General features: G+C 44.4%; 23 protein-coding genes. 15 read left to right on the top strand and 8 right to left on the bottom strand.

The genetic code is table 11. The features are described 5' to 3' along the window. Positions 1–105 precede the first annotated feature (105 nt). The 6 genes from L2717_RS01735 to galU all read right to left on the bottom strand — a co-directional run bounded on the left by L2717_RS01735 (position 106) and on the right by galU (position 7,167). Positions 106–2,397: an OmcA/MtrC family decaheme c-type cytochrome gene (locus L2717_RS01735; RefSeq protein WP_220773897.1), complete on the bottom strand. Its 2,292-nt coding sequence runs from the start codon at positions 2,395–2,397 to the stop codon at positions 106–108. A gap of 360 nt (positions 2,398–2,757) precedes the next feature. Next, on the bottom strand, positions 2,758–3,744 hold the full coding sequence (locus tag L2717_RS01730; protein ID WP_220773898.1) for a LysR family transcriptional regulator: 987 nt from the start codon (positions 3,742–3,744) through the stop codon (positions 2,758–2,760). A gap of 379 nt (positions 3,745–4,123) precedes the next feature. Then, complete coding sequence (locus tag L2717_RS01725; RefSeq protein ID WP_220773899.1) at positions 4,124–4,573, bottom strand: bactofilin family protein; 450 nt, start codon at positions 4,571–4,573, stop codon at positions 4,124–4,126. A gap of 88 nt (positions 4,574–4,661) precedes the next feature. Continuing rightward, on the bottom strand, positions 4,662–5,147 hold the full coding sequence (gene napF / locus L2717_RS01720; RefSeq protein ID WP_107882238.1) for a ferredoxin-type protein NapF: 486 nt from the start codon (positions 5,145–5,147) through the stop codon (positions 4,662–4,664). 98 nt (positions 5,148–5,245) lie between these two features. Continuing rightward, entirely contained in the window at positions 5,246–6,259 is a 1,014-nt protein-coding gene (gene galE / locus L2717_RS01715) for a UDP-glucose 4-epimerase GalE (protein WP_220773900.1), read from the bottom strand. After that, positions 6,259–7,167, bottom strand: coding sequence for a UTP--glucose-1-phosphate uridylyltransferase GalU (gene galU, locus L2717_RS01710; RefSeq protein ID WP_220773901.1), 909 nt, complete (start codon positions 7,165–7,167; stop codon positions 6,259–6,261). The genes galE and galU overlap by 1 nt, the downstream gene beginning before the upstream one ends. 320 nt (positions 7,168–7,487) lie before the next feature. Here galU and phhA point away from each other — a divergent pair, with 320 nt between their 5' ends. The 7 genes from phhA to ompW all read left to right on the top strand — a co-directional run bounded on the left by phhA (position 7,488) and on the right by ompW (position 14,455). Beyond that, positions 7,488–8,312 carry a phenylalanine 4-monooxygenase gene (gene phhA, locus L2717_RS01705; protein WP_220774170.1) on the top strand — a complete coding sequence of 275 codons (825 nt, stop codon included), beginning with the start codon at positions 7,488–7,490 and terminating at the stop codon, positions 8,310–8,312. A 121-nt stretch (positions 8,313–8,433) separates the two neighbouring features. Continuing rightward, on the top strand, positions 8,434–8,772 hold the full coding sequence (locus L2717_RS01700; RefSeq protein ID WP_076496760.1) for a 4a-hydroxytetrahydrobiopterin dehydratase: 339 nt from the start codon (positions 8,434–8,436) through the stop codon (positions 8,770–8,772). Positions 8,773–9,031: 259 nt separating this feature from the next. Next, positions 9,032–10,570: a transcriptional regulator TyrR gene (tyrR, locus tag L2717_RS01695; protein ID WP_107882244.1), complete on the top strand. Its 1,539-nt coding sequence runs from the start codon at positions 9,032–9,034 to the stop codon at positions 10,568–10,570. Positions 10,571–10,925: 355 nt separating this feature from the next. Further along, on the top strand, positions 10,926–11,912 hold the full coding sequence (locus L2717_RS01690; RefSeq protein WP_220774171.1) for a fumarylacetoacetate hydrolase family protein: 987 nt from the start codon (positions 10,926–10,928) through the stop codon (positions 11,910–11,912). Positions 11,913–12,055: 143 nt separating this feature from the next. Continuing rightward, positions 12,056–12,706, top strand: coding sequence for a maleylacetoacetate isomerase (maiA, locus tag L2717_RS01685; RefSeq protein ID WP_220774172.1), 651 nt, complete (start codon positions 12,056–12,058; stop codon positions 12,704–12,706). 32 nt (positions 12,707–12,738) lie between these two features. Continuing rightward, complete coding sequence (locus L2717_RS01680; RefSeq protein ID WP_220774173.1) at positions 12,739–13,404, top strand: nucleotidyltransferase family protein; 666 nt, start codon at positions 12,739–12,741, stop codon at positions 13,402–13,404. 403 nt (positions 13,405–13,807) lie between these two features. After that, the gene (gene ompW, locus L2717_RS01675) at positions 13,808–14,455 is read left to right on the top strand and encodes an outer membrane protein OmpW (RefSeq protein ID WP_220732617.1); all 648 of its coding nucleotides are present in this window, start codon (positions 13,808–13,810) and stop codon (positions 14,453–14,455) included. A gap of 95 nt (positions 14,456–14,550) precedes the next feature. On the opposite strand, the gene L2717_RS01670 is transcribed toward ompW, so the two are convergent. Further along, entirely contained in the window at positions 14,551–15,291 is a 741-nt protein-coding gene (locus L2717_RS01670; protein ID WP_220774174.1) for an SDR family NAD(P)-dependent oxidoreductase, read from the bottom strand. A gap of 117 nt (positions 15,292–15,408) precedes the next feature. Between L2717_RS01670 and L2717_RS01665 the strand changes: the two genes are divergently transcribed. Together L2717_RS01665 and metA are read left to right on the top strand one after the other, a co-directional pair. After that, positions 15,409–15,828, top strand: coding sequence for a YbaY family lipoprotein (locus L2717_RS01665; RefSeq protein ID WP_220774175.1), 420 nt, complete (start codon positions 15,409–15,411; stop codon positions 15,826–15,828). A gap of 69 nt (positions 15,829–15,897) precedes the next feature. Next, positions 15,898–16,839 (top strand): homoserine O-acetyltransferase MetA, encoded by a 942-nt coding sequence (gene metA / locus L2717_RS01660; protein WP_220732606.1) that lies wholly within the window; start codon positions 15,898–15,900, stop codon positions 16,837–16,839. 107 nt (positions 16,840–16,946) lie between these two features. Here metA and L2717_RS01655 read toward each other — a convergent pair whose 3' ends face one another. Next, entirely contained in the window at positions 16,947–18,593 is a 1,647-nt protein-coding gene (locus L2717_RS01655) for a methyl-accepting chemotaxis protein (protein WP_248937964.1), read from the bottom strand. 717 nt (positions 18,594–19,310) lie between these two features. Here L2717_RS01655 and L2717_RS01650 point away from each other — a divergent pair. From L2717_RS01650 to mmsB, 6 genes are all read left to right on the top strand, one after another. Then, positions 19,311–20,501: a thiolase family protein gene (locus L2717_RS01650; protein WP_220774177.1), complete on the top strand. Its 1,191-nt coding sequence runs from the start codon at positions 19,311–19,313 to the stop codon at positions 20,499–20,501. A 118-nt stretch (positions 20,502–20,619) separates the two neighbouring features. Then, positions 20,620–22,119: a CoA-acylating methylmalonate-semialdehyde dehydrogenase gene (locus tag L2717_RS01645; RefSeq protein WP_220774178.1), complete on the top strand. Its 1,500-nt coding sequence runs from the start codon at positions 20,620–20,622 to the stop codon at positions 22,117–22,119. A 122-nt stretch (positions 22,120–22,241) separates the two neighbouring features. Continuing rightward, a complete protein-coding gene (locus L2717_RS01640) occupies positions 22,242–23,399 on the top strand; it encodes an acyl-CoA dehydrogenase family protein (RefSeq protein ID WP_220774973.1) in 1,158 nt (385 codons plus the stop codon). 59 nt (positions 23,400–23,458) lie between these two features. After that, positions 23,459–24,232 carry an enoyl-CoA hydratase gene (locus L2717_RS01635; RefSeq protein WP_220774974.1) on the top strand — a complete coding sequence of 258 codons (774 nt, stop codon included), beginning with the start codon at positions 23,459–23,461 and terminating at the stop codon, positions 24,230–24,232. Further along, positions 24,232–25,398 (top strand): enoyl-CoA hydratase/isomerase family protein, encoded by a 1,167-nt coding sequence (locus L2717_RS01630; protein WP_220774975.1) that lies wholly within the window; start codon positions 24,232–24,234, stop codon positions 25,396–25,398. The genes L2717_RS01635 and L2717_RS01630 overlap by 1 nt, the downstream gene beginning before the upstream one ends. 118 nt (positions 25,399–25,516) lie before the next feature. After that, entirely contained in the window at positions 25,517–26,419 is a 903-nt protein-coding gene (gene mmsB / locus L2717_RS01625) for a 3-hydroxyisobutyrate dehydrogenase (RefSeq protein ID WP_248937963.1), read from the top strand. Positions 26,420–26,441 lie beyond the last annotated feature (22 nt).

Genomic DNA, 26,441 nt, shown 5'->3' with positions numbered 1-26,441 from the left:
GATTTGAATATTCATCTGAAATTTATCGACAATAAAAAAGGGGACCAAGGGTCCCCAATGAGTTGCAGAGATGAAATTGGGGCTGTGCAGGGCAGCCCTAAGGTACTAGTGTGCTACCTCTGCGTGTACCTTATCTACGCCATAAGTTTTACCTTCAGCATGACAGGTCGCGCAAGATTCTACTGGTAGGTTAGGATCTGTCATTGCATCTGCCTCAACCACAGCACCGTTACTTCTAAAGTGAGCGACAGCCGCTGCATCAGAATGAGCGTGGCAGCTACGACATGATTCAGCTACTGGGCTAATGTAGTAGTTACCTACTTTTATTGAACGCTTCTCTGAGGCTAAACCACCGTCAGATGCAAACAGTTTAGCATTGTCTTTATGACAAATCGCACAATCTGTTTCTGGCGCGGGATAACCAACCAAGCCACCTGTCGCATCGCGGAAAATCCCTTCTACTTCACCAAAATTACCGCTGTGGAAACGGTGAGACACAGTGAATAAGTCTCTATTTTTAAACGTAACGTTAGGATCGCTAACTAAAACACCGTCCTCACCTTTGTAACCTGTAGCTGGATGATAAGAACCACCCGTGGTGTCATTATGGCAGTGCATACATTGGTCAAAGGTATAAGTACCGTGTTTTGGACCTTTGGCGTAATCTAAAGTGCCATGGCAAGCATTACATTTGGCTTCTTCGACAGTGATGCGAGTGGGATCTGTCATGCGTGCTTTAGTGACTGCGCTACTATCAAGGCTATAGAATTTAACTGCTGCATCATTACCGATAGGGCTCGTTGGACCAAACTCTATCCCCGCAGTATTACAACTAACCACTTTACCTGCTTTAGCACAGAAATTAGCTTCTGAACCTAGATAGATAGTGCCCGTCGCTTGTGCATCAGGAATATCTTTTACAATAGTTAGCACGCCGCCAGCAAGCGTACCGTTATTTAGTTTTATGCTGATTGTAGGTTGAGTAAATCCCCATGAGTACACAGTGCCATCAGCAGTTACATTACCAATCAGCAGGCCGTTAGTGACGAACATAGCCGTAGGATTACTGGTTACATCGTAAGTTGTTAGTGATGTGCCATCAGCAATTGGCGCACCATTTAAACTGACGTTGGCTTTTATGGTAAGTGTTTTCATGCCCAGCGTTGCAGAAGGCACTGTTGTGGCGCTGGTAAAATCAATTTTAAATAAAGATGCATACTCTGCACGTTTACCCACGCTGTGAACCACAGCAGGTGACAGGTTTCCGCTGCCGTGGCAAGAGTTACATTGAGTATCATCGGCTTGGGCTAGGGCAAATTCTGAGTGGTTTTCACCAGTCGCAAAGTTGACTGTCATATGACAGCCTACACAAGCTTGAGCATAAATGGTGTTATAGCTTGGTTGGTCTGTCGTGTGGCAAGAGGTACATTCTTTCAGCGCAGATGGAAAGCCAATCTCGCTCCATTCTTTCGCTGTTTTATTACTAACATCAAAGTTTGCTGCGTTTTCTGCACCTGAGTGGATCCTGTGAATCATGGGCGCAAAGTCAAATATTAAACCTGCAGCTAAATCAGCATCGTTTGGTAGTTGATCTGGGTTATGGCAGGTGACACAGTTTTTAACACCTTGGTAGTTATGGTGCGCAGAAATATTGGCGATATGACCATTCGCTTCACCGTGACATTTTTCACAGGCTGCATCACTCACGGTATCTTTACCTGATGTCGCCAGTTCGTCAGTGGCTGGAATAAAATCAACGGGCACTGATAAAATCTTGTCAGATAGGACGACACCAGTGCTATCTGCGATGTTATAAGCCCGTAAAAATATTCTGTGTACTGCATTGGGATTATCATTTGGATTGATAATGGGTGCAGCGCCTTCATGTGTCCAAGTTGCAGTATAAGTGCCTGGTGTTGCAATATCTTCGGTTAACGTACAAGCATTTTTAGTCGCGTCAAGGCCATCTAAAGTACAAGTAAATGAACTACCTGCCGCATTTGCAGTGACATTATTTTGCCATTGAATAGGTGCGCCAGTTCCTGAAGTATTTTCATTAGCCGTTAATGAATAAATAGCAATCTTGTTTAGTCCGGTGAAGGGGACATCTTTATTTGCATTTTTACCGGTAAGCATAAATTTAATACTAAAACCTTCACTGCTGGTTACTTTAATGTCGGCGGGGCTTAAAGTGAATGAAAGATCTGTGATGGATTGCGCTGTTGTTGCAAAGGATCCCGCAGGGGTTCCTGGTATTCCAGGAGCTCCAGGTGTGCCGGGCGTACCCGGTGTTCCTGGTGTGCCATTTTCACCATCACTTCCGTCCCCGCAGGCGGTAAGACTTAAGCAACTGACCAAAGCCAGTGCTAGTAGAGATTTATTATAGTTTTTCATCATCGCGTCCTTTTTCTATCTATAAAGACTGCGTGTGCAGTGCCATCAATATAGGAGGATCCACCTACTTATAAAGGGGTATTTATAAGTTTGTATCTATTATGTGAACGATGATTTAACCGTCGCAGATGGCAATAGCAAAATTTGAATTTTGCTATTTTACATATTTAAATTGGGCTCAATTTTCATGACCAACGTCACAATTGTTATGTTTGAACTTAAGCGCTGAGTGGAAATTCATTTTCGGTTAAGTTAAATAAACGAGGTTTAAACAGCTTTTATCTAAATTATAGTGAAGTCATAGTGTTAAGGTTTTGAGTACGAAATCGACCAAATAGCATTGCCTTACGGTAAGGTTTAAGCTTATTTCTCAACTGGATGCGTCGTATCTAGCGTGGCAAGTAAGGAGCACACGACGAGATCACATTGACTTTGGCTATATCGCCGATGAACGGCTTTCTTTTGAATGAGGTAATAATGTGGTGCCATCATAGTATCGTGGAGTCTATTAAGCTCTGTGTCACTAAGACGCTCAAGATGCAGTCCAGGCATATGTTTTACTGTGTGCATATCAATGGTGGAGCAAAAAGCGATGCTCTTCATCGTTAATAAATGTGCATACCATTCCTCCCTATCGATTACTTTATCTACTGCAGGTAGTAAAATTCCTTGGCGCTGACAAAATAACTCTAAGGGGTCAATTTTACTGTTGAAACCTTTGAGTTCTTGAAATAAAAATGGATAGCGACAAATATGCTCTAAGGTAATATTGGTCTCAATCTGCCAGAGAGGATGTTGTTTATCCGCTACAATATAAACGCCATTAACTGAGCCAAGTTTGGTGTAGCTTAATTCTTTGTTTTCAGCATTGTCTAAGGTAATACCAAAATCTAGTACACCTGCATGGATCAACTCAGCGCTATTTTCTTGCCACTTATGTAGATATATGTTCCCTAACTTTTGGGCTATTTCGGGTGAACTTAATTGCAGCGCTAAAAAGCTTAGTAGTCCATTACTGGCAGCGATGTGTAAGGGTAAGTCACTGTGAGTTGCCGCATTTTGTATTTGTGTTGCAGATTGTTCGAGGTGATAAACTGATTCAGTAAACTGGCAAATAGCAACATATAGGCTTTCTGCTAATGGGGTTGGTTTGAGTCCCTGTTGACGACGGTAGAACAGTTCATCGTTAAAGGTAAAACGTAATGCATTGAGACAGCGGCTAATTTTTGGCGCAGAAACATTCAGTGCTTTAGCTGCGCTATTTGCATGCCCAGTATCGAAAATACTTTTAAAAACAAGCAAGGTAAAAACATCGAGCTCACAGATTTGTTTTAATAACAAATTACTCATTTTGTATTTTGCCTTGTATAGGTTTACATATTGTCATTACTGGTCGCGGGCGGCTACAGGGCGTCTGTCTTTTTATCTGCGTTAAGTTTGTTACTCATAGGTCGCTTTTAGGCATACAAATTTGCCTTGATGACTTTTAGCTTACATTGAATGAACTGGTGTCAAATAAGATGATAATTTGGTAGTAAATTAACACGACTTTTGCAGATAAACTGTGATCTTTCTTAGCAAGATAACAATTTGTTAACGGCTTTAATTGGGAGAGGGGAAGTAATAGGGTCAAATCTTGGGAGTGTGAGTCATGCTTGCGGTCACAATGAACGTTAAAAAATGCTCACTTTGCATCGCGAGCATATATTAATGATGTACCCATAAAGATTTAGCGAGATTCAATCACATCGTTTTGTGTCAGCGGCAGGTTACGTGAGTCTATCGCAGGAGTATGGCCTATTGCATGGGAATAAATAGTGGGCGCATCTTCTTTAATCCGCATACCGATGAATTGGCCGCCTTCAAGTATTTGCATTGAAGTACTAGCGACTTCACCATTGACAACGCCATTACGTTGGATCACTAAACGCTCACAAATGAGTCTACCTTTAAAATATCCATCAACAATACATTCTTGACACTTTACTTCGCCATGAATCGTACCGCCTTGCTCTATGCTGACATTGGCTTGGGATAGAAGTTGACCTTGTATATCGCCACCAATAAGTATATCCCCGGTTAATTCGATATTACCGGTGAGTTTTGTGCCACGGGAAATAAAACTCAACGAGGTACTTTTTTGAGTTGGGGAAAACAGTTTTTTAATAAAGGTCATCATAAATTAACTCTGTTCAATCGGCGCGCGATAGTAGCCGATAATAGATAACTAGCCCAGTAACCGTTTACTCATCCGTAGGATTATTGGTTTATTCAGTGGGTAGTTTTATATGTATGGCTTGGCTAGGGCAAGGCGCGACACAGGCACCGCAACCGTTACATAAATCAACATCAATATGAGGGCTAGGGGCTTGGCCAATGCTGAATACAAAGTTGATGGCTCGGGGCTCGCAGGCATCCTTACAACTTTGGCACCAGATCCCATGGTTTGTTAAACAAGTCTCTTGCACATAGGCTTTATAATGCCAAGCGGGTTGGGTTAAATCAAAAATGTTCTCAGGACAGCTTTTGGCGCACAGAGTACAAAAAGTACATTCATTGTTAGTGAAGGACACTTCTGGAAAGCCAGCATCGCCTTTAATAATAATCTTGGTTTCACAGGCCGTAATACAAGCCGAGCAGCGAGTACACATATCGGTAAATTCGATATCCTCACGTACCCAAGGTGGCCTTATCGCGTTACTTTTACGACGACTAAAGAGGCTGCGACGACTGTGATTAATACTTTGAGTCATGTTGCTCCGTGAAAATGTAGGTCATTTCAAGCGGTATTCGTAGGCTAAGAGATAAAGAAAATGGCTTGGTGAGATATTTCAACAAGCCATTAATAGAATTAGTCGCTATAACCTGTGGGGTTAGTCGACTGCCAATGCCAACTACTCTTGGCCATATCCTCTAAGGTATGCGTGGCTTGCCAGCCTAAATCTTCCCTTGCATGGGTTGGGTCGGCGTAACAAGCGGCAATATCACCGGGACGACGTGGCGCAATCTGGTAAGCAATAGTGCGATTACAGACTTTTTCAAAAGCTTTGACCATATCTAACACGCTATAACCTTTGCCCGTGCCTAGGTTATATGTTACTAAACCGGGTTTTGTCGCTAGTTTGGCGAGTGCTTTTAAATGACCATTGGCTAAATCGACTACATGGATATAGTCACGCACACCCGTACCGTCGTGAGTCGGATAATCATTACCAAACACACTTAAAGCGGTACGTTTACCTACGGCAACTTGGGCAATAAACGGCATTAAATTATTCGGGATATCGTTAGGGTCTTCGCCGATTAAACCACTGGCATGGGCACCAACGGGATTAAAATAGCGTAAACGAGCGATATTCCAGCTCGGATCGGCATTGTGTACATCCGCAAGAATATGCTCAACCATTAACTTAGACTGACCATAGGGATTGGTTGCCCCCGTTGGGAAGTCTTCGGTGATAGGTAAACTTGCAGGATCGCCATACACGGTAGCCGATGAACTGAAAACGAGATTTTTCACTTTATTCTCTGCCATCACTTGGCAGAGAATAAGGGTACCAGTGACGTTATTCTCATAATACTTGAGTGGTTTAGCAACTGATTCACCCACAGCTTTTAATCCGGCAAAGTGGATAACCGAATCAATTGCATGGTCGCTAAATACTTTTTGTAATAAAGCCTTATTGAGAATATCGCCTTGGTAGAACGTGACTGCTTTGCCTGTGATCCGCTCGACTCTGTGTAAGGCTTCTATGCTTGAATTAGACAAGTTATCCAATACAATCACGTCATTACCCGCATGAAGAAGTTCTACCACAGTGTGGGTACCAATATAACCCGCCCCACCAGTCACTAAAATCGTCATTACTTCATTCCCTTTACAACGGTTTTTAAATATTGTGCAAAGTCTTCACCAATTTCGCTATGGCGCAGAGCATATTCTACGTTGGCACGCATGTAGCCTTGCTTATTACCGCAATCGTGACTCTTACCTTCCATATAATAAGCATTCACGGTTTCTTGCTTCATCAACATGGCAATAGCATCGGTTAATTGAATTTCATCACCGGCGCCGGCTGGTGTTTTTGCCAGTAGTGGCCAAATGCTGGCGGGTAACACATAACGGCCTACAACGGCCAAATTTGACGGTGCTTCATCTACAGCTGGTTTTTCAACGAGCTCGGCTAATGGCTCGGACTCACCTGGTTGTAAATCATGGCCATTCACATCGGCAATACCATATTGGTTGACAACATTATGTGGCACGCCTTCAACCATGATTTGACCCACTTGGGTTTGATCGAACAGGGCAACCATGGCCGCTAAGTTATCAGTGCGTAAATTGCAGCTCGACTCATCGATAATCACATCAGGTAGTAATACGGCAAATGGCGCGTCACCAACGACAGATTTAGCACATAAAATTGCATGACCTAAACCTTTAGCTTGCGACTGGCGTACGCTGATGATGGTGACATCTTTAGGGCAAATAGATTGTACCGCTTCGAGTAACTGACGCTTAACGCGGCGTTCAAGTTGGGCTTCTAATTCAAAACTGGTATCGAAATGGTTTTCGATAGAGTTTTTACTGGCATGAGTCACCAGTACAATTTCTTTAATTCCAGCGGCAATGGCTTCGCTTACTACATACTGGATCAATGGCTTATCAACAACAGGTAACATTTCTTTTGGAATGGCTTTAGTCGCTGGAAGCATACGAGTGCCAAGGCCTGCGACAGGAATAACAGCTTTACGGATTTGATGTTGTGTCATTGCGAACCTTTTAGGTCAAAGAGATACGATTAATAGCCAATATTGTAAATGACCTGCACAGAAAAGCTATTTACAAACACTGAAATATCAGAGTATTTCGGTATTTTAACGGTAAATTTATGCAGGGTTGTAGCAACGTTAGCATAGTGAATCTAATACATCATTGGAGATATGTGTTTTTAGTGCACTTTTAATTATTTTGTAATACTTGCTTTACGTTTTTATCACAATGGCGGGTCAAGAATAAAGTGTGAGGGAGTTAACAAAATTCAAGGCTTAGATCACTATGGAGTCATAACAGTTAGCCTGAAGTGAAGACTATGACTAAAGGAACAGCGTACATCGCTCACACAGCCGATGAGACAGGGTTTATTCAATACCCACAAGCAGAGCATGACATATGGAGCCAATTGTACGCCCGTCAAGCGGTGAATCTCCCAGGACGAGCTTGCAAGGAATACCTGCAAGGACTTGATGCGTTAGCTATGCCTAAGGATCGTATTCCGCAACTTGCTGAAATTGATGCAGTACTGCAAGTAACGACGGGGTGGAAAACCGCAGCGGTGCCTGCACTGATTTCCTTTGGCCGTTTTTTTGAATTACTCGCTAATAAAGAGTTTCCTGTGGCAACGTTTATTCGCCGTAAGGAAGAGTTTGACTATCTACAAGAGCCCGATATTTTTCACGAAATTTTTGGTCATTGCCCTTTATTGACCAATCCTTCATTTGCCAATTTCTCGCATATGTATGGCCAGTTAGGTTTGCATGCCAGTAAAGAGGATCGGGTATTTTTGGCTCGCTTGTATTGGTTTACGGTTGAATTTGGTTTACTACAACCTAAAGACGGCCCTTTGTGTATTTATGGTGGGGGTATTTTAAGTTCACCCGGTGAAACCTTATATGCAATGGAAAGTGCAGTAGCAGAACGTCAACCGTTTGATTTACTCGACGTGCTACGAACTCCTTACCGTATCGATATCATGCAGCCGATTTATTATGTTATTGAACATATTGATATGCTAGATGAAATCGCCAAAATGGATATCATGAGTTATGTGACTAAGGCGCGCCAATTGGGTTTGTTTACCCCTAAGTATCTACCAAAAGTTAAAGTGAGCGAGATAGTGAGTCAGCCTGTGAGTTAGCCAGATAGTGACTTAGTGCCGATATAGTGAACTGAGTTCATTTTTTATGATTGAGTCACTCAATCAGTAATGCATAAAGTGCAACGGATTGACCTTATTGATGTTGCCAATAGGAGTATGTATGACAGCGTTATCGAATATGAAATGTGAAGCGTGCCAAGCCGATGCACCTAAAGTGACCGATGAAGAGTTGGCAGAGCTGGTGCGTATGATCCCAGATTGGGGCGTACAAGTGCGTGATGGCGTAATGCAACTTGAACGAGTCTATAAGTTTAAAAACTTTAAACTGGCGATGGTGTTTACCAATAAGCTGGCAGATTTGGCTGAAGCCGAATTTCATCATCCAGGTATTTTTACTGAGTGGGGCAAAGTGACGGTAACTTGGTGGTCACACTCAATAAAAGGGTTACATAAGAACGATTTCATCATGGCCGCCAAGACGGACCAGTTATTTGATTAATTTTTTTAAATAACTAAATCAGCTCGTTAAGTGTTTTTTGTCGCTGATTTAGTTATTCCAACTCCGCTCGTACTGTAAACTAGACTTGCCACTTTTGATTTAACCTTTTAACGTATACACGCCCTGCTATTAATTTGCCGCTTACGTTTGCGTAAAGCTGGTTTTCTAAGCCGATATGCGTTCTATTGGCGAGCGTAAAAAATAGCTCTGCACGGTTTCTCCCCAAAATTCGAATCAAAAAATGGGAATATCAGTCATTATGCGCTTGGAAGTCAGCTGTCAAGATCGCGTGGGTTTAGCGAAAGATATATTAGTTGTGTTAGAACAGTATGGTATTAATTTAATTGCCATTGATGCCAGTAATCAGGGTTTTTTATACCTACAATTTGCCGAAATTGGCTTTGAAACCTTAAGTGCGTTAATGCCGCAAATTCGTAAGGTGGAAAGTGTGCATGATGTGCGCACGGTTTCGTTTATGCCCTCAGAGCAAGAGCATTACGCGCTCAAGACCTTGTTAAAAACCTTACCCGATTCCGTGTTCTCCATTGATGCCAAAGGCCGTATTCGTATTGTTAACGAGTCTGCCTTGCTCAATATCGGTATGGGCGAGCATGAGGTGCTCGAAGAATCGCTCAACCATTGGGTACAAGGCTTTAATTTCAGTCGTTGGTTGAGTGAAGGCCAAGTGTTACCGCAAGCGGCACGAGTACAAATTGGTCCCAATGAATATTTGGCTGAAATGCTACCCATTTATCTGCCCGATGAGGATGAAAAAAGCATTTTAGTGGGGGCAGTGGTGTCGCTCAAATCTCCCGCACGAGTCGGTAAACAGTTCAATGCGTTGCAGAATCAAACGACTGGCTTTGAGAATGTATTAGCTAGCAGTGACAAAATGAAAGAGGTGCTTAAGCAAGCGCAGCGGATGGCTCAGCTTGATGCGCCTTTATTGATCACCGGTGAAACCGGTACTGGCAAAGAGCTCATGGCCAGAGCCAGCCACGATGCCAGCATGCGCCGTGAAAAACCCTTTATCGCTATTAACTGTGCGGCTTTACCTGACAGCGCCGCCGAAGAAGAATTATTTGGTTATGTCAGCCAAGGTAAAGTGATCAAACGCGGCTTTTTTGAAGAGGCCAAAGGGGGGACGATATTCCTCGATGAAGTGGCCGAAATGTCAAAGGCTGCCCAAGTTAAGTTATTACGTTTACTGCAAGACGGCAGCTTCAGACGCATAGGTGGCGATGACGAAGTGCGTGCAGATGTGCGTATTATCTGCTCGACCCAAAAAAATCTCGCTGAGCTATGCCAAACCGGTGAGTTTAGGGAAGATTTGTACTATCGCATCCATGTGCTGAGTTACCACATCCCCTCATTACGTGAGCGTAAAATTGATATCATTCCATTGACTGAAATGTTCCTCGAACATTACAGCCAGCAATTATCGAGTCCAGTTAGGCGGATTTCAGCCCAGTGCCGTGAACATTTACTCACTTATGCTTGGCCGGGTAATGTGCGCCAGTTAAAAAATGCCGTATTCAGAGCGGTATCTATGTGGGATGGTTCGGCAGAATTGACGGTAGAGCAGCTAAAACTTCCCTCTTATGCCGAAGGGTTTGGTTATTTCGATGATGAGTTTGAAGGTAATCTCGATGATGCAATGAAGCAGTTTGAGGGTAACTTGTTACGTCGTTTGTATCCTGCGTATCCAAGTACTCGCCAGTTGGCTAAAAAGCTCGGTGTGTCGCATACCGCAATTGCCAATAAACTGCGTGAATACCAGATAGCTAAACGTCGTTAGTGATGTGATTTAATCGCTGAATGTAAGCGTATCGTTCCACTAAACAGCTGACTTTTTAGGCATATCAGTTGGCTAGCTATTGAAAAATGGTAAGGCGTTTATAAGCGTAATCATTAGTTTACAAAATGTAAAATAATTGATTTGGATGTGATTTTGTTCACGCTATAGGAATCTTCGCTGGTATCGGGTATTTCTACGCGCAGCAAATACGTTAGCGTAAACAATTACGGACATTTTGTTAGCCCAAAACGTTCAGCATGAGTCAATGATAATCGTCGAATTTAAGTTGGGTGGCGCAGTGCGTTTTCCCATAGTCCAAAATTGTACGCCTAGCTAAAAAAGTACTGGAGCCAATATGAAACTTGCAAGTTATAACAATGGTCGCCGAGATGGTCAGTTAATGTTAGTGAGTCGTGACCTGACTAAAACGGTTGCCGTGCCTGCCATTGCCCACACCATGCAGCAATTACTCGATGGTTGGGATTTACTCAAGCCACAATTACAAGAACTATACGATGCGCTGAATGAAGGTATGTTTGATAATGCCCAAGCTTTTGATGAAGCTAAGTGTTTATCGCCATTACCTCGTGCTTATCAATGGGCTGATGGTAGCGCCTATGTAAACCACGTTGAGTTAGTGCGTAAAGCTCGCGGCGCTGAAATGCCAGAAACCTTCTGGACAGATCCTTTAGTGTACCAAGGGGGCTCCGATAGTTTTATCGCCCCTAAAGCCGATATTGAAATGGCCAATGAAGACTGGGGTATCGATTTCGAGTCTGAAATCGCGGTAATTACCGATGATGTCCCTATGGGCGTGACTAGTGATGATGCGGCTCAACATATTAAGTTGTTGATGCTCGTGAATGATGTCTCACTGCGTAATTTAATCCCGGGAGAGCTAGCGAAAGGTTTTGGTTTCTTCCAATCTAAGCCATCGAGCAGTTTTTCACCTGTGGCGATAACGCCCGATGAATTAGGCGCACGCTGGGAAGATTCTAAAGTGCATTTACCGTTAATCACCTACTTAAACGGTGAGTTATTTGGCCGTCCTAATGCGGGCGTTGATATGACGTTTAATTTCAGTCAACTCGTTGCACATGTTGCCAAAACTCGCCCATTGAGCGCTGGCGCAATTATTGGTTCTGGCACCATTTCTAATTATGACCGTAGCGCGGGTTCGAGCTGTTTAGCGGAAAAACGCATGTTAGAAGTGATTGCTGACGGTAAAGCTACGACGCCATTCATGCGTTTTGGTGACACTGTGCGTATCGAAATGCTGGATGATAACGATGTCACGATTTTTGGTTGCATCGATCAAAAAGTGGTTGAATATAAAGCTTAACGCGGCATTGATTATTGCCAGTATCGATTAACATTAACGGGGCTAAATGGCCCCGTTAATGTATCGCCAAACCAGCTTTAAATATCAAGGTTTATTGATAAAATGGTTTGGCTGGCAAGTTCAATGGATAAGGAGATAAAAATATGAAACTGTATGGTTATTGGCGCTCAAGTGCTGCATATCGTGTTCGCATTGCGCTCAATCTTAAGGGCATTTCAGCCGAGCAGTTCTCAGTACATCTGGTACGTGATGGCGGTGAGCAACACCAAGCGCCATATATTGACCTTAATCCCCTAGAATTAGTGCCAACATTAGTGGTGGACGATGAGCTAGATACTGAGGCATTGTCGCAATCTTTAGCCATTATTGAATATCTTGATGAAATCTATCCTCAAGCGCCATTATTGCCCGCTTCAGCGCTTGAGCGTGCTCATGTGCGCGCAATGGCACTAACCATAGCCTGTGAAATTCATCCGTTAAATAACCTGCGAGTATTACAATATCTAACCCAAACACTAAGTATTGATGAGGCGGCTAAAAATACTTGGTATCAGCACTGGGTAACGAGTGGCTTTGCGGCCTTAGAAGTCCTATTAGCCAGACATAGCGGCCGTTACAGCTTTGGCAATACCGTGACATTAGCCGACTTGTGTTTAGTGCCGCAGGTATATAACGCCCAGCGTTTTAATGTGGACGTAACGCCTTACCCCAATATTATGCGCGTATGGGCTGAATGTAATCAGCTTGATGCCTTTGCCGATGCCGCGCCAGAGCGCCAAGCAGATGCTATTTAACGTATTTGAGTACTTATGGCAGGGCAGTTAAGGTGGAGCAGAGTCATTCTGATGTGAACTTGGCATCTTTAACAAAAACAGAGCTTGAGTTACGTTCACGATTACTGGAGTGGATAAGCCAAGACAACGAGCGGGTGAGGGCGCTTGATATTGTTCAACGGTGCGCTAAACAATATTCCATACCACAGTGGTGTATTGCGGCTGGATTTGTGCGTAATTTGGTATGGGATCGTTTGCACGGATTTGAGTTGAGCCCGCTTAACGATATTGATCTGATTTATTTTTGCCCCTTAGATATTCGCCCTGAGCGAGATGCTGCGATTGAAGCTTACCTTAAACAATTGGCGCCCGATTTACCTTGGTCGGTGAAAAATCAAGCACGTATGCACTTAAAAAATCAAGACCCTGCTTATACTTCCTGTGCCGATGCTATGACCTATTGGCCTGAGTTCGAAACCGCTATTGGTATTTGTGTCTCTGATGTTGGCGAGTACGACAAAAATACTCAGGTTACTGCTGAGCAGTCCTTACACAGCCAGTGTGCAACATCTTATGAATTGGTGGCACCTTTTGGTCTTTATGCACTGTTTAATCTTACCTTGCGTGCAAACCCTCGACGTAGCTTACTGATATTTGAGCAAAGAGTGTCTGCAAAGGGCTGGTTACGTCAATATCCTTTACTCAAACTAATGAGTTAACTTTCGATAGCATAACCTACCAATAGCGTAACCTACGCTGTCGTTATCTAACCTGGCTCTCTCACCGCTCTACTCGTTAACTATCCGCTAAACCCCACTGCCAATTGGCGCAATATTCTGCGAACGCACGTAGCTGAAATGTTAACGGCACTTAAGCGAACTACAACTAAAGATGTACATTTGTATTTGTGCATATATGCGCTAACTCACGATAATTAAAGGAGTATTGTCGATAAATGTTTAGGTTTTGTGATCGGTATCCCGCTGAGAATACTCCTAAGTAGGTATTGGTGCGCGCATTTGATTTGGATCAATAAAACCACGTCATTTCTCTGGCAGTGTGAGCTCAAATCGTTATGGATGTAATCACAAACAATCATTTATGTTATATACATGGAGTATGATGATGCGTAAAAATACTGTATCTGCTGTAGTCGCTGCCTCTCTTCTCGCTATTGGTTTTTCAGCTTCGGTATCGGCTCACCAAGCGGGCGATATTATTGTTCGTGCGGGGGTTGCTGTGGTGGCACCGAATGAGTCGAGCCAAGATGTCGCTGGAAACGGTGAATTTATTATTAACAACAATACTCAATTAGGGCTCAACTTCGGCTATATGCTGACTGATAACCTAGGCATAGAGTTATTAGCGGCAACGCCTTTTAGCCATGATGTTTCTTTAAAAGGCGTAGGTAAAATTGCTGACACTAAGCAACTGCCTCCTACATTAGTGGCTCAGTACTATTTTGGTGATGCTCAATCTGCTCTACGCCCTTACATTGGCGTTGGTGTTAATTACACTAACTTTTATGATAGTGAATTCACCAATGACTTAAACGGCGCCTTAACGGATCTTAGCTTGAGTAATTCTTGGGGGGTTGCTGGGCAGGTTGGCTTAGATTATCAATTAAGTAAAAACTGGTTAGTTAACGCATCAGTGTGGTATATGCAAATTAGTACTGACGTGAAGTTTAATTTAGCAGAAGCTCCAGTGAAGATTGAAACCGATATCGACCCTTGGGTGTATATGGTAAGCGTAGGTTACACTTTCTAATCTATTGAGTAGATAAGCGTAAAAAAGGAGCCTTGGGCTCCTTTTTCGTTTTGCACTTTTAACACGATATTTTGATCCGTTACTATGTCGGCTTACTATTTTGGTTTTTTAGCCTTCCAGTGGCGCGTGTTGTAGATAAACTCGGGTAATAACACGGTAAGCCAAGCAACGAGGCGCCAGCGTTTAGTCACATAAACGCGGCGTTTACCTTGTTTCATCGCCTTGATAATTTGCGCTGCGACCTGTGGTAATGGCGCAAGCCACATTGCACTTTGCTGCATAGCGGCTTTATCGAGTAAACCGAGTTGAATATCGGTAATGGTAATCGGTAACTTGAGGCGCTGTGCATGCATGCTTAGACCCTCAAGATAATTCTGCCCAAAGGCTTTTGAGGCATGATAAGCCACGCTTGGCCCACCACGTAGACCCGCTATCGAGTTTATTGCCGCCAGTTGTCCATAACCTTGTTCGCGAAATAGTCTAAATGCCGTATTACAGATAGCGGCAAAGCCTCGCACATTGACATCGATAATATCTTGCTCTGGTAACCAAGGTAGCTCAGGATCGTAGCTATTGAGGCCAGTATTGACTAAGACTAAGTGCGCGCCGCCAAGATTTTGCCAGACGGATTCAAGTTGATTAATAATCGCTTGAGGCTGTTCAATTTGAAGTGCAAATACTTGTACTTTTGTTGGCAAGGATAGGGCAAAATCGTGCAGTGATTCTGGATCTTGGGCGAATAAGGCTAATTCAACCTGTTGATCTGCCAATTGCTTTGCAAGTTCACGACTTAATTGTGAGCTAGCTCCCACAATGATTGCAGTTGCTTGAGTCATAGTTTTTTCGACAACGAAATGGTGGCTTATGATAGAAAGATATACGCGCCAAGACAAGATTTATAGCTTGGGCGTATGGACATCTAGAAGTCTTTATGTATGATTAGGAGAAATAAAATGAACACAGGATTGCGTTTAAGCGCGCTGAGATTAACAGCCTTAGTATTAATGGCCGTCATGGGGGTGTTATCTGGTTGTGCAACGCCCAATGCTATCGTTGAGATTAAGGGGCAGGCCTTATATCGCGAACGCATTGCACTGCCTGCTGATGCCAAGGTCATAGTGCAACTGCTTGATGTTTCAAAAATGGATGTGCCAGCCATAGTGATGGCTGAACGTGTGCAACAAGGGGCTGCGATTCCCGCGCCATTTAGTTTTGCGATGGGCAGTGATCAATTTCAACCTGGTCACAGTTATGCTATAGGTGCACGGATAATGCTCGGTGATAAGTTATTGTTTATTAACACTCACGCTTATCCTATTGACCTCAACGCCACTGAACCTATGACCATACTGCTGGAAAAAGTCGGTGATTAATTAGCTCACTAAAGGTGAGCTGACATACGCGCCGAATCCGTTGATATTTACGAACAGAAGAGGCGCTGTATGCCGGTTAGAATTCCAGACCATCTGCCCGCGGCAGAGGTATTAGAGTCCGAAAATATTTTTGTGATGTCCGAAACTCGGGCGGCGAATCAAGATATCAGACCGATGAAGGTGCTGATGTTGAACTTGATGCCGAACAAAATCGAGACCGAAACCCAGTTATTGCGTTTACTGGGAAATACGCCACTGCAAGTCGATGTTGATTTACTGCGTATTCATGATAAAGAGTCCAAACATACTTCTATTGATCATATGAATACCTTTTATCGTGATTTTGAAGACGTGCGCCACAAAAACTATGACGGGTTGATCATTACGGGCGCGCCGCTGGGGCAAATTGATTTTGAAGACGTGGTCTACTGGGATCATATACGTGAAATTATTGACTGGTCGCAAGAGCATGTCACCTCAGTGCTATTTTTATGCTGGGCAGCCCATGCGGGTTTGTATCATCTCTATGGTTTAAATCGACAAATTTTGCCACAAAAGCGTTCTGGCGTATTTGTACATCGTCGTACTTGTCAGCATTTTCCTTTGTTACGCGGTTTTGATGACGAGTTTTTTGCGCCCCATTCCCGTTTTGCTGAAATGAATCTTGAAGACATTAAACAACATCCGCAGCTGCAAGTATTAGCCGAGTCCGATGAGGCGGGGGCTTATTTAGTATTAAGCCGTAATAACCGCAACTTGTTTGTGATGGGTCATCCTGAGTATCAAAAATCGACGTTAAATGATGAGTATCATCGAGACTTAGCCCAAAACTTAAATCCCGATGTACCACAAAACTATTATCGCAATGACAATCCTGAAGCTGAGGCGATTGCTCGTTGGCATAGCCACGGCAGTTTACTGGTGAGTAATTGGCTTAACTATTACGTCTACCAGTTAACCCCTTATGACTTAAATGATATGACGGCGATGACCCCGTGGGAATCGCGTTAAATAATCATGCATCAGATTAAGTTTGTCAGGCTATTGCGCTGAGTGCTTTAGTCCTCCCTCGTGGCTAATGCACTCAGCTTGTTGTGGTTTATTGCTATTGGTTAATCTTATAACTTAAATTGTGTTACCAATTTATCTAAGTGAACTGATAGCTTTTGTAAGTTTGCACTAGATGCCGTTAGCTCATCGGCAATTTCTGATGTTTCGCTTGTTAACTGATTTATATCCTCCACATTACGACTTATTTCCGTTACAACCATAGATTGCTCTTCGGTCGCAGTGGCCACCTGAATGTTCATATCGCTGATTTGGCCAATATGCGAGGTAATGAGCGCTAACGAATCATTTGCATCATCCGCCTGCTTTACCACAAGGTTGCTTTGTTCATGACCCCGTTTAATTGCGATCACGGTTTTGGATGATTGTTCTTGTAGCTTATTAATCATAACTTGAATTTCATTGGTTGATGCTGCTGAGCGGCTTGCAAGGTTTCTAACCTCATCAGCCACAACGGCAAAACCTCGACCAGTCTCACCCGCGCGTGCGGCTTCAATTGCTGCATTGAGTGCTAACAAGTTAGTCTGTTCGGAAATACTGCGTATGGTATCTAAGATACTGCCGATGGAATTTGTTTGCGTCGCAAGTGAAGTAATATCAGTGCTAATTTGTTGAATTTCAGTTGATAACGAGCTAACACCTTGACGAGCTTTTGCTACTACAGCAGCGCCGTTATTCGCTTGATTATCGGCTTCTTTAGCGGCATTGGCAGCTTGAGTTGCGTTGCCAGCAATGTTTTCTACCGTGGTACCCATCTCATGAATAGCTGTTGCTATTTGGGTGGTGCGATCGCGCTCATTAATACAATTTCTATGGGTTGCTTTAGCTTTGCTGGCAACATCATTAGCAGTATGGGCGAGTTGGCGTGAGTTGTCTGCCACGGCTTCAATAGCGCTGCGTATCTTAAGAACAAACTGATTAAAATGTAGAGCAATATCGCTGAGTTCGTCGTGTCCTTTTAACTCGAGCATATTGTGTAAATCCAGTTTGTCACTGGCAGAAGAAATATGTTGTTGTAAAACTGCCACGCGAAGTCGTAAGCGGCGCAGCATAATAAAGCCTAGAAAAATGGAAATGATTAAAGCGATTGTTAATACGGTAAACATTTCCATACGTGTATCTTGATAGTTTTGCTGGCTGTCAACAAAGCTTGTATTACCCTGCTCAAGTAATGAATCAAGAATGGCATTGGTGTTTTTTCTCATAACGTTATAGCTAGCGGCGAATTGGTTGCGATAAATTTCTTGCGATTTTACGACGTCACCTTGTTCCATTGCCAAAAGCATGGGGATGAGTTCGTTGCTTTTGACTTTCTCAAAGATGTCGATCAACTTTTGCACTTCGGCATAGGTGATCGGGTTCACTTGTGCGTCACGTGCTGATTTTAATGCCGCCTCCATTTCTGGAATATCCTCAGCACGGGTTTCTTGGACTCGCGTTAATACGCCTTTTTCATCTTTCATTGTCGGTATTTGTTGCAAGATAATGATATCAATGCCCACTCGCATACGAGGAATACGGGAAGCGACTTCTGCCATTGAGCGTAATGGTGCACTAGTGTTTTCAGCGAGTTTTTTAGTTTGGTCTTGCATACCAGACAAGCCTTGGATGGCAGTTAAGCTGATTAAGATAAGGGCAATGCAGGGGATCGCGATGACCCCGATAAACTGTGTCTTGAGCGTCATCTTATTTAGCATGTCTTTCCTTCCTATTTTTAATTAGGGTTATCTGGATGGTGAGTATACGAGTAGAGCATTTGGCATTATTAACTAATAGGAACAGTCGTTTGAATTTTATATTCTTAAATGTCAGTACTGAGTTAAGGTATCCCACTTTGTGCTCTGTGGATATATGTGAATGGGTCGATAAAAATGTTAATAATGTGGTTGAACATAGTGATTTTATCGATAACTACCAAATCGTTCTATCAAAGCTTTAATTGGTCTGTCCACTCGAGCTTGTTGGGTGGTAAAACGCATTAGTCTTTTTCTTGATAGTTCGCACACATTATGTGCTTGGAGGGCGATAAGTAACAATGTGAGCCTAGATGTCTCTACTGGAAGTCATACGGCTAAGTAAGGTTAGCTCTGTTGCATAAAGGCGGGTGGATTTGATAGTTTTTTGCCATTTATGTTGAGTTTTCACCCTGTTTTAGTTCAAACGGATTAGCCATTACTGCGAATACTTTTTTAGCTAAGTCGCCATTATTATTACTTTATCGATACTTGTCCTTTCTTATTCTTAATCCCACTTTACTGTAAATTCTTACTGACATTTTCACCTGATAAAATCTGCACATTAGACCAAGGAATACTTGCTTTACGTTAGCGTAAACGTCAGAGTGGTTTTATTGTGATTTTTTTATTCGCTATGGGCATGTTTTGATGTGCTTGGCATTATCGGTTGGAGTTTCAATGAGTACTGAACAGTTAAATCAAGATATCGTTATCGTTGCCGCAAAACGCACCCCAATGGGTGGGTTTCAAGGTAGTTTATCATCCGTTGCATCCCCCATATTAGCCGCGACTGCTATTAAAGGCTTGTTAGCAGATACGCAATTGGCGGGTGAACATGTTGATGAGGTCTTGATGGGCTGCGTATTACCCGCAGGTTTGGGCCAAGCACCCGCGCGTCAAGCGACTTTAGGCGCAGGTTTGCCTTTGTCTGTTGGCGCAACAACAGTGAATAAAGTCTGTGGTTCAGGCATGAAAACGGTGATGTTAGCTCATGATTTGATTAAAGCAGGCAGCGCAAAAGTGGTGATTGCTGGTGGCATGGAGAGCATGAGCCAAGCGCCGTATTTGCTGGATAAAGCCCGCGGCGGCATGCGTATGGGCCATGGTAAAGTGCTTGACCATATGTTTTTAGATGGGTTAGAAGATGCCTACACCGGTGGTGCTATGGGCACCTTTGCCCAGAAAACCGCCGATGAATTTGGCATTACCCGTGAGCAGATGGACGCTTTTGCCCTCAGTTCGTTAGAGAAAGCTAATGCCGCTATTAACTCTGGAGCCTTTAAAACCGAAATTTCGCCAGTCACCATCAGTGATCGTCGTGGTGATGTGACAATTGATACCGACGAGCAGCCCGGTAATGCCCGTCTTGAAAAAATCCCTACGTTACGCCCAGCTTTTACTAAAGATGGCACTATTACCGCAGCAAACTCTAGTTCAATTTCCGACGGCGCGGCGGCGCTTATGTTGACCTCGCGCGGCGAAGCTGAGCGTTTAGGTTTAACTGTGTTAGCCACCATTAAAGGCCATACCACCCACGCTCAAGAGCCTGCACTCTTTACCACTGCGCCCGTTGGCGCAATGACAACATTACTGGCTAATGTCGGCTGGTCAAAGGATGACGTCGATTTATTCGAAATTAACGAAGCCTTCGCCATGGTGACTATGCTTGCCGTATCTGAATTAGGTTTAGATAACGCAAAAGTTAACGTTAATGGCGGCGCCTGCGCTTTAGGTCATCCGATTGGTTGCTCGGGCTCACGTTTGCTGGTGACCTTAATCTATGCATTAAAAGCCCGCGGCCTTAAGCGTGGTGTGGCTTCGTTATGTATTGGCGGCGGCGAAGCAACTGCGATGGCCATCGAAATATAAGTTATCGGTTTAGTTTTAGATAAATCAACAAGACGGCTGGCAAGGGCAATCACTTCCCTTGAGGATAATCATAATATCGCACCGCCAGCTCATCACTCTACAAAGAAAGGATTGCAACATGACCATACAAGTAAAGCATTACATTGACGGTGAGTTTACCCATGGTACGGGTACATCACAGATTACTGTGACTAATCCGGCGAATAATCAGCCTATCGCAGTAATCAATGCGGCCACGACTGCAGAAGTCCATGCGGCTATTGCTAGTGCTAAAGCGGCATTTAAAACCTGGAAAGAAGTGCCTGTGTCTGAGCGTGCGCGAGTCATGTTGCGTTATCAGCATTTATTAAAAGAACACCACGATGAGCTGGCGACCATTCTTGCAAAGGAAACCGGTAAAACCTTTGAAGATGCTAAGGGCGATGTGTGGCGCGGTATTGAAGTGGTAGAGCACGCTTGTAACGTAGCGTCATTATTGATGGGCGAAACCGTTGAAAACGTCGCGCGCTCAATTGATACCTACAGCTACACTCAACCGCTGGGCGTGTGTGCGGGTATTACACCGTTTAACTTCCCTGCAATGATCCCGTTATGGATGTTCCCATTAGCGATTGCCTGCGGTAATACCTTTATTTTAAAACCGTCAGAGCAAGATCCAATGACGCCGCAGCGTTTAGTTGAGCTGTTTGTTGAAGCAGGTGCGCCTAAGGGCGTATTACAGTTAGTGCATGGCGACAAAACGGCGGTTGATATTCTACTTGCCGACCCAGCCATTAAAGCCATTTCTTTCGTCGGTTCAGTCGCTGTTGGGCAATATATTTATAAAACCGGTACCGATAACTTAAAACGTGTACAGGCGTTTGCTGGCGCAAAAAACCACTGCGTTATTATGCCTGATGCCAACAAACAGCAAGTGATCAACAATTTAGTTGGTGCTTCTGTGGGCGCGGCGGGTCAGCGTTGTATGGCGCTATCGGTAGCGATATTTGTGGGTGTGGCTAAAGAGTGGATCCCAGAACTTAAAGATGCGTTAGCTAAGGTTCGCCCAGGTTTATGGGACGACAAAGAAGCTGGCTATGGTCCTGTTATTAGCCCAGCTGCCAAAGCGCGTGTGCTTAAGCTGATTGCTCAAGGTAAAGAAGAAGGGGCAGAGTGCGTGCTTGACGGCAGTCATTTTACGGTTAAAGGCTATGAAGAGGGGAACTGGGTTGGCCCAACCATGTTCATTAAAGTCACGACCGACATGAGCATCTACAAAGAAGAAATCTTCGGCCCAGTATTATGTTGTATGGAATCGGACTCTTTAGATGAAGCCATTGAGCTGGTTAATGCTAGCCCCTACGGTAACGGCACCTCTATTTTTACTGCTAGCGGCGCAGCGGCGCGTAAATATCAGCATGAAGTGGAAGTAGGCCAAGTGGGGATTAACGTGCCGATTCCAGTGCCATTACCCTTCTTCTCATTTACCGGTTGGAAGGGCAGTTTCTATGGCGATCAACATGCTTATGGTAAGCAAGCGGTGCGTTTTTATACTGAGACTAAGACCATTACCTCTCGTTGGTTTGAGTCTGATATTGCCATCGCTACCGCACCCAATATGAGTATTAACTTACGTTAAAAATAGATGTAGAAACATTACATTAGCGGTTGTTTATTTAACTATCTTACTGACTAGACGGCGCCCTTAAGGCGCCAGTCTATTAAATAAAATAAGTGGCCACAGAGTCATAGGAGAACCAAATGGATTTTAATTTCAACGATGACCAACGTCAATTTGCTGAACTTGCGCGCCAGTTTGCCGCAGAAGAGTTAACCCCGTTTGCAGCCAAATGGGATGAAGAACATCATTTTCCGAAAGATGTGATCCAAAAAGCCGGCGAACTCGGTTTTTGCTCGCTCTATTCGCCTGAATCTGAAGGCGGTATGGGATTATCGCGCCTCGATGCGTCGATTATTTTTGAAGAGCTCGCCAAAGGCTGCACGGCGACGACTGCCATGTTAACCATTCACAATATGGCCACTTGGATGGTGACGACTTGGGGGACTGAAACCCTGCGTCAGACATGGTCTGAGCCGTTAACTACAGGGCAAATGTTAGCGTCCTATTGCTTAACTGAGCCGGGGGCGGGATCGGACGCCGCCTCATTACAAACTAAAGCTGTGCGTGACGGTGATGAATATGTGATTTCGGGCTCTAAAGTGTTTATCTCTGGAGCAGGCGCCACAGAGTTACTCGTGGTGATGTGCCGCACAGGACAAGCGGGGCCAAAGGGAATCTCTGCCATTGCTATTCCAGCCGACGCCGCTGGCGTTATTTATGGTAAAGCGGAAGATAAAATGGGTTGGAATGCCCAGCCCACGCGTCAAATTACCTTTGAAAACGTGCGCGTACCGGTGGAAAACTTACTTGGCGAAGAAGGCCAAGGTTTTACCTTTGCAATGAAAGGCTTAGATGGTGGTCGCATCAATATCGCGACCTGTTCAGTGGGCACGGCGCAAGCAGCACTTGAGCGTGCCACCCAATATATGAATGAGCGCCAGCAATTTGGTAAGCCGTTGGCGGCTTTTCAAGCCTTACAATTTAAGCTCGCCGATATGGCCACTGAATTAGTTGCTGCGCGCCAAATTGTACGTCTTGCCGCTTTTAAATTAGATAGTGGCGATCCAGAAGCCACGGCTTATTGCGCCATGGCGAAACGTTTTGCCACCGATGTGGGTTTTCAGGTTTGCGATGCAGCGCTGCAAATTCACGGCGGATATGGTTATATAAGGGAGTACCCGCTAGAACGTCATTTCCGTGATGTGCGTGTACACCAGATTTTAGAAGGCACCAACGAAATTATGCGCTTGATTATCGCTCGTCGTTTACTCGATGAAAATGCAGGACAAATCCTGTAAATCAGCTCGCAAGATGCGTGGATTACCGGTAGGCGATAACATAAAAGGAGTCTATAGAAATGGAATATTTAGTTGAACGCATCGAAGGTCATACGGCCATACTGACGATGAATAATCCACCGGCAAACACTTGGACCGCCGAGAGTTTACAGGCGCTTAAAGCCAAAGTGCTGGCGCTCAATGCCAATAAAGACATTTATGCCTTAGTGTTAACCGGCCAGGGACAAAAGTTCTTTTCTGCTGGTGCGGACTTAAAGCTATTTAGCGACGGTAATAAAGACAATGCCGCGGCGATGGCTAAGCATTTTGGTGAAGCCTTTGAAACCTTAAGCCAATTTCGCGGTGTGTCGATTGCGGCCATTAATGGTTACGCCATGGGTGGTGGCTTAGAAGTGGCATTAGCTTGCGATATTCGTATCGCTGAGACCCAAGCTGTAATGGCATTGCCTGAGGCAACTGTCGGCTTATTACCCTGTGCGGGCGGGACCCAAAATTTGACCGCATTAGTCGGTGAAGGTTGGGCTAAGCGGATGATTTTATGCGGTGAGCGTATTGATGCGACCAAAGCATTGGGTTTACGTTTAGTCGAAGAAGTGGTTGAAACGGGCGAGGCACTTAATACTGCGATAGCGTTAGCCGCTAAAGTGGCTAATCAAAGCCCAAGCAGCGTAGCAGCGTGTAAGACACTCATTCAAGCCGGTCGTAATATGGTGCGCAACCAAGCGCTGCCGCTTGAACGTGAATTATTTGTCGGGTTGTTTGATACCGAAGATCAGGCCGAAGGCGTAAACGCGTTTTTGGGTAAACGTAAAGCTGATTGGAAGAACCGCTAATGACTAATGTAGTAGATAACGCATTAAAAAGTGCCGCACATCAGGCCACGACCATGCAAAACGTGGTGTTCCAAACCTTAGCCACCGCTTCTGGCAAGTTGGTTGGGGTGGTTACGCTCAATGTGGAAAAGTCCCTCAACGCTTTAGATTTAGACATGGTGCGCGCTATGACGGCGCAGCTTAATCTTTGGAAGAAAGATTCGCTTATCGCTTGTATCGTGTTAGATGGCAGCGGTGATAAGGCATTTTGTGCTGGGGGTGATGTGCGTGCTTTATACCATGCATCCATTGCCGCGAAGGGGCAAGTGACTGAGGAGGCAAAGGTTTTCTTCGAAGAGGAATATCGTCTCGATTATCTACTGCATACCTTTGGCAAGCCTGTGTTGGTGTGGGGCGACGGCATTGTCATGGGCGGCGGGCTCGGTTTGATGGCGGGTGGCAGCCACAGAGTCGTCACTGAAACATCGCGCATTGCTATGCCTGAAGTCTCCATTGGGCTTTACCCCGATGTCGGCGGCAGTTATTTTCTTAACCGCATGCCAGGTAAAATGGGGCTATTTTTAGGGCTCACCGCCTATCAAATGAAAGCAGCTGATGCCTGTTATGTTGGCCTTGCGGATCATTATTTGAATCGTGATGACAAAGAACTGATGTTTGATGCTATGGCCACCTTAGATTGGAGCGATATACCAGCGCTCAATCATCAACGTTTAGACAGCATGATCAATGAGTTGTCTAACCAAGTTGATATTCCTAAGGGCGATAGCATACTGGCTGGCAGCCAAGACATTATCGATAGACTCATGGCGGGCAGCTTAACGGATATCGCCACGCGTATGTCGACTCTGGTGTCTAATGATGCTTGGTTACTAAAGGCGAGAGATACTTTCCTTGCGGGCAGTCCTATTAGTTGGCATTTGGTTTATAGCCAAGCACAACTTGGTACTAAGTTAAGTCTAGCCCAATGTTTTAAATGGGAATTAACCGCCAGCGTCAATGTGTGTGCTCACGGTGATTTCTGTGAAGGCGTGCGGGCATTGTTGATCGATAAAGACAAGCAACCCCAGTGGCGCTTTAAGGATGTTAACTCAGTGCCTACGGCCATTATTGAGCAAATATTAACGTCCCCGTGGGGCGAGGCGCATCCCTTTAATCAATTAAGCTAAGTGTTGAATTGGTTTAATGGCTGGGTTTATACAAATTAAACTCAGTCATGCGCGTTTTACTCTGTGGTAGTGACAACATTATCACCATATAAAAAGAACAGCACACAGGAGTGTCAGCATGAGTACAGTCGCATTTATCGGTCTTGGCAATATGGGTAGCCCAATGGCTGCCAATTTATTAAAAGCGGGCATGACAGTTCGCGTATTCGATTTAGTCCCCGAAGCGATGAAAAGTCTTGCTGATCAAGGGGCTTTTGTATCGAGTACCGCTTGCGGTGCAGCAGCGGGCGCAAGCGTAGTGATTACTATGTTGCCTGCGGGTAAGCATGTGAAAAACTTATATTTAGGTAATGGTTCAGACAAAGGTTTGCTCGACGTGGTTGCTGGCGATACTTTACTGATCGATTGCTCGACCATCGATGCGCAAAGTGCGCAATTAGTCGCGGCAGAGGCGGCAAAAAGTGGTATCGAATTTATGGATGCGCCAGTTTCTGGCGGCACAGCAGGTGCCGCTGCTGGCAGTTTAACCTTTATTTGTGGCGGCTCCGATGCGGCGTTTGAGCGCGCACAGCCCGTATTAAAAGCCATGGGAATGAACATATTCCATGCCGGCGGTGCGGGTGCGGGGCAAGTCGCTAAAATTTGCAATAACATGCTGTTATCCGTGTTGATGGTTGGCACGTCTGAAGCGTTGCAAATGGGCGTTGATCATGGTCTAGATCCTAAAGTGTTATCAGACATAATGAAGGTCAGTAGTGGTGGTAATTGGACGTTAGATAAGTACAATCCCTGCCCAGGCGTGATGGAAACCGTACCTTCTTCTAAGGGCTATGAGGGCGGCTTTATGGTAGATTTGATGGTTAAAGATCTTGGTCTATCGCAAGAAGCGGCATTACTGAGCAATTCCAGTACGCCAATGGGCGCTTTAGCCCGTAGCTTGTATGTTAATCATGCAAGACAAGGCAATGGTCGTCGAGATTTTTCCAGTATTTTTGAACAATTTGCACCACTTAAAAAATAAACATTAGAACAAGGGATAACCA

Source organism: Shewanella glacialipiscicola (genome assembly GCF_023283485.1).
In the GTDB taxonomy this organism is placed as follows: domain Bacteria; phylum Pseudomonadota; class Gammaproteobacteria; order Enterobacterales; family Shewanellaceae; genus Shewanella; species Shewanella glacialipiscicola.
Note: the sequence above shows the minus strand (reverse complement) of the source record. Positions and strands in the feature narration are given on the sequence as shown.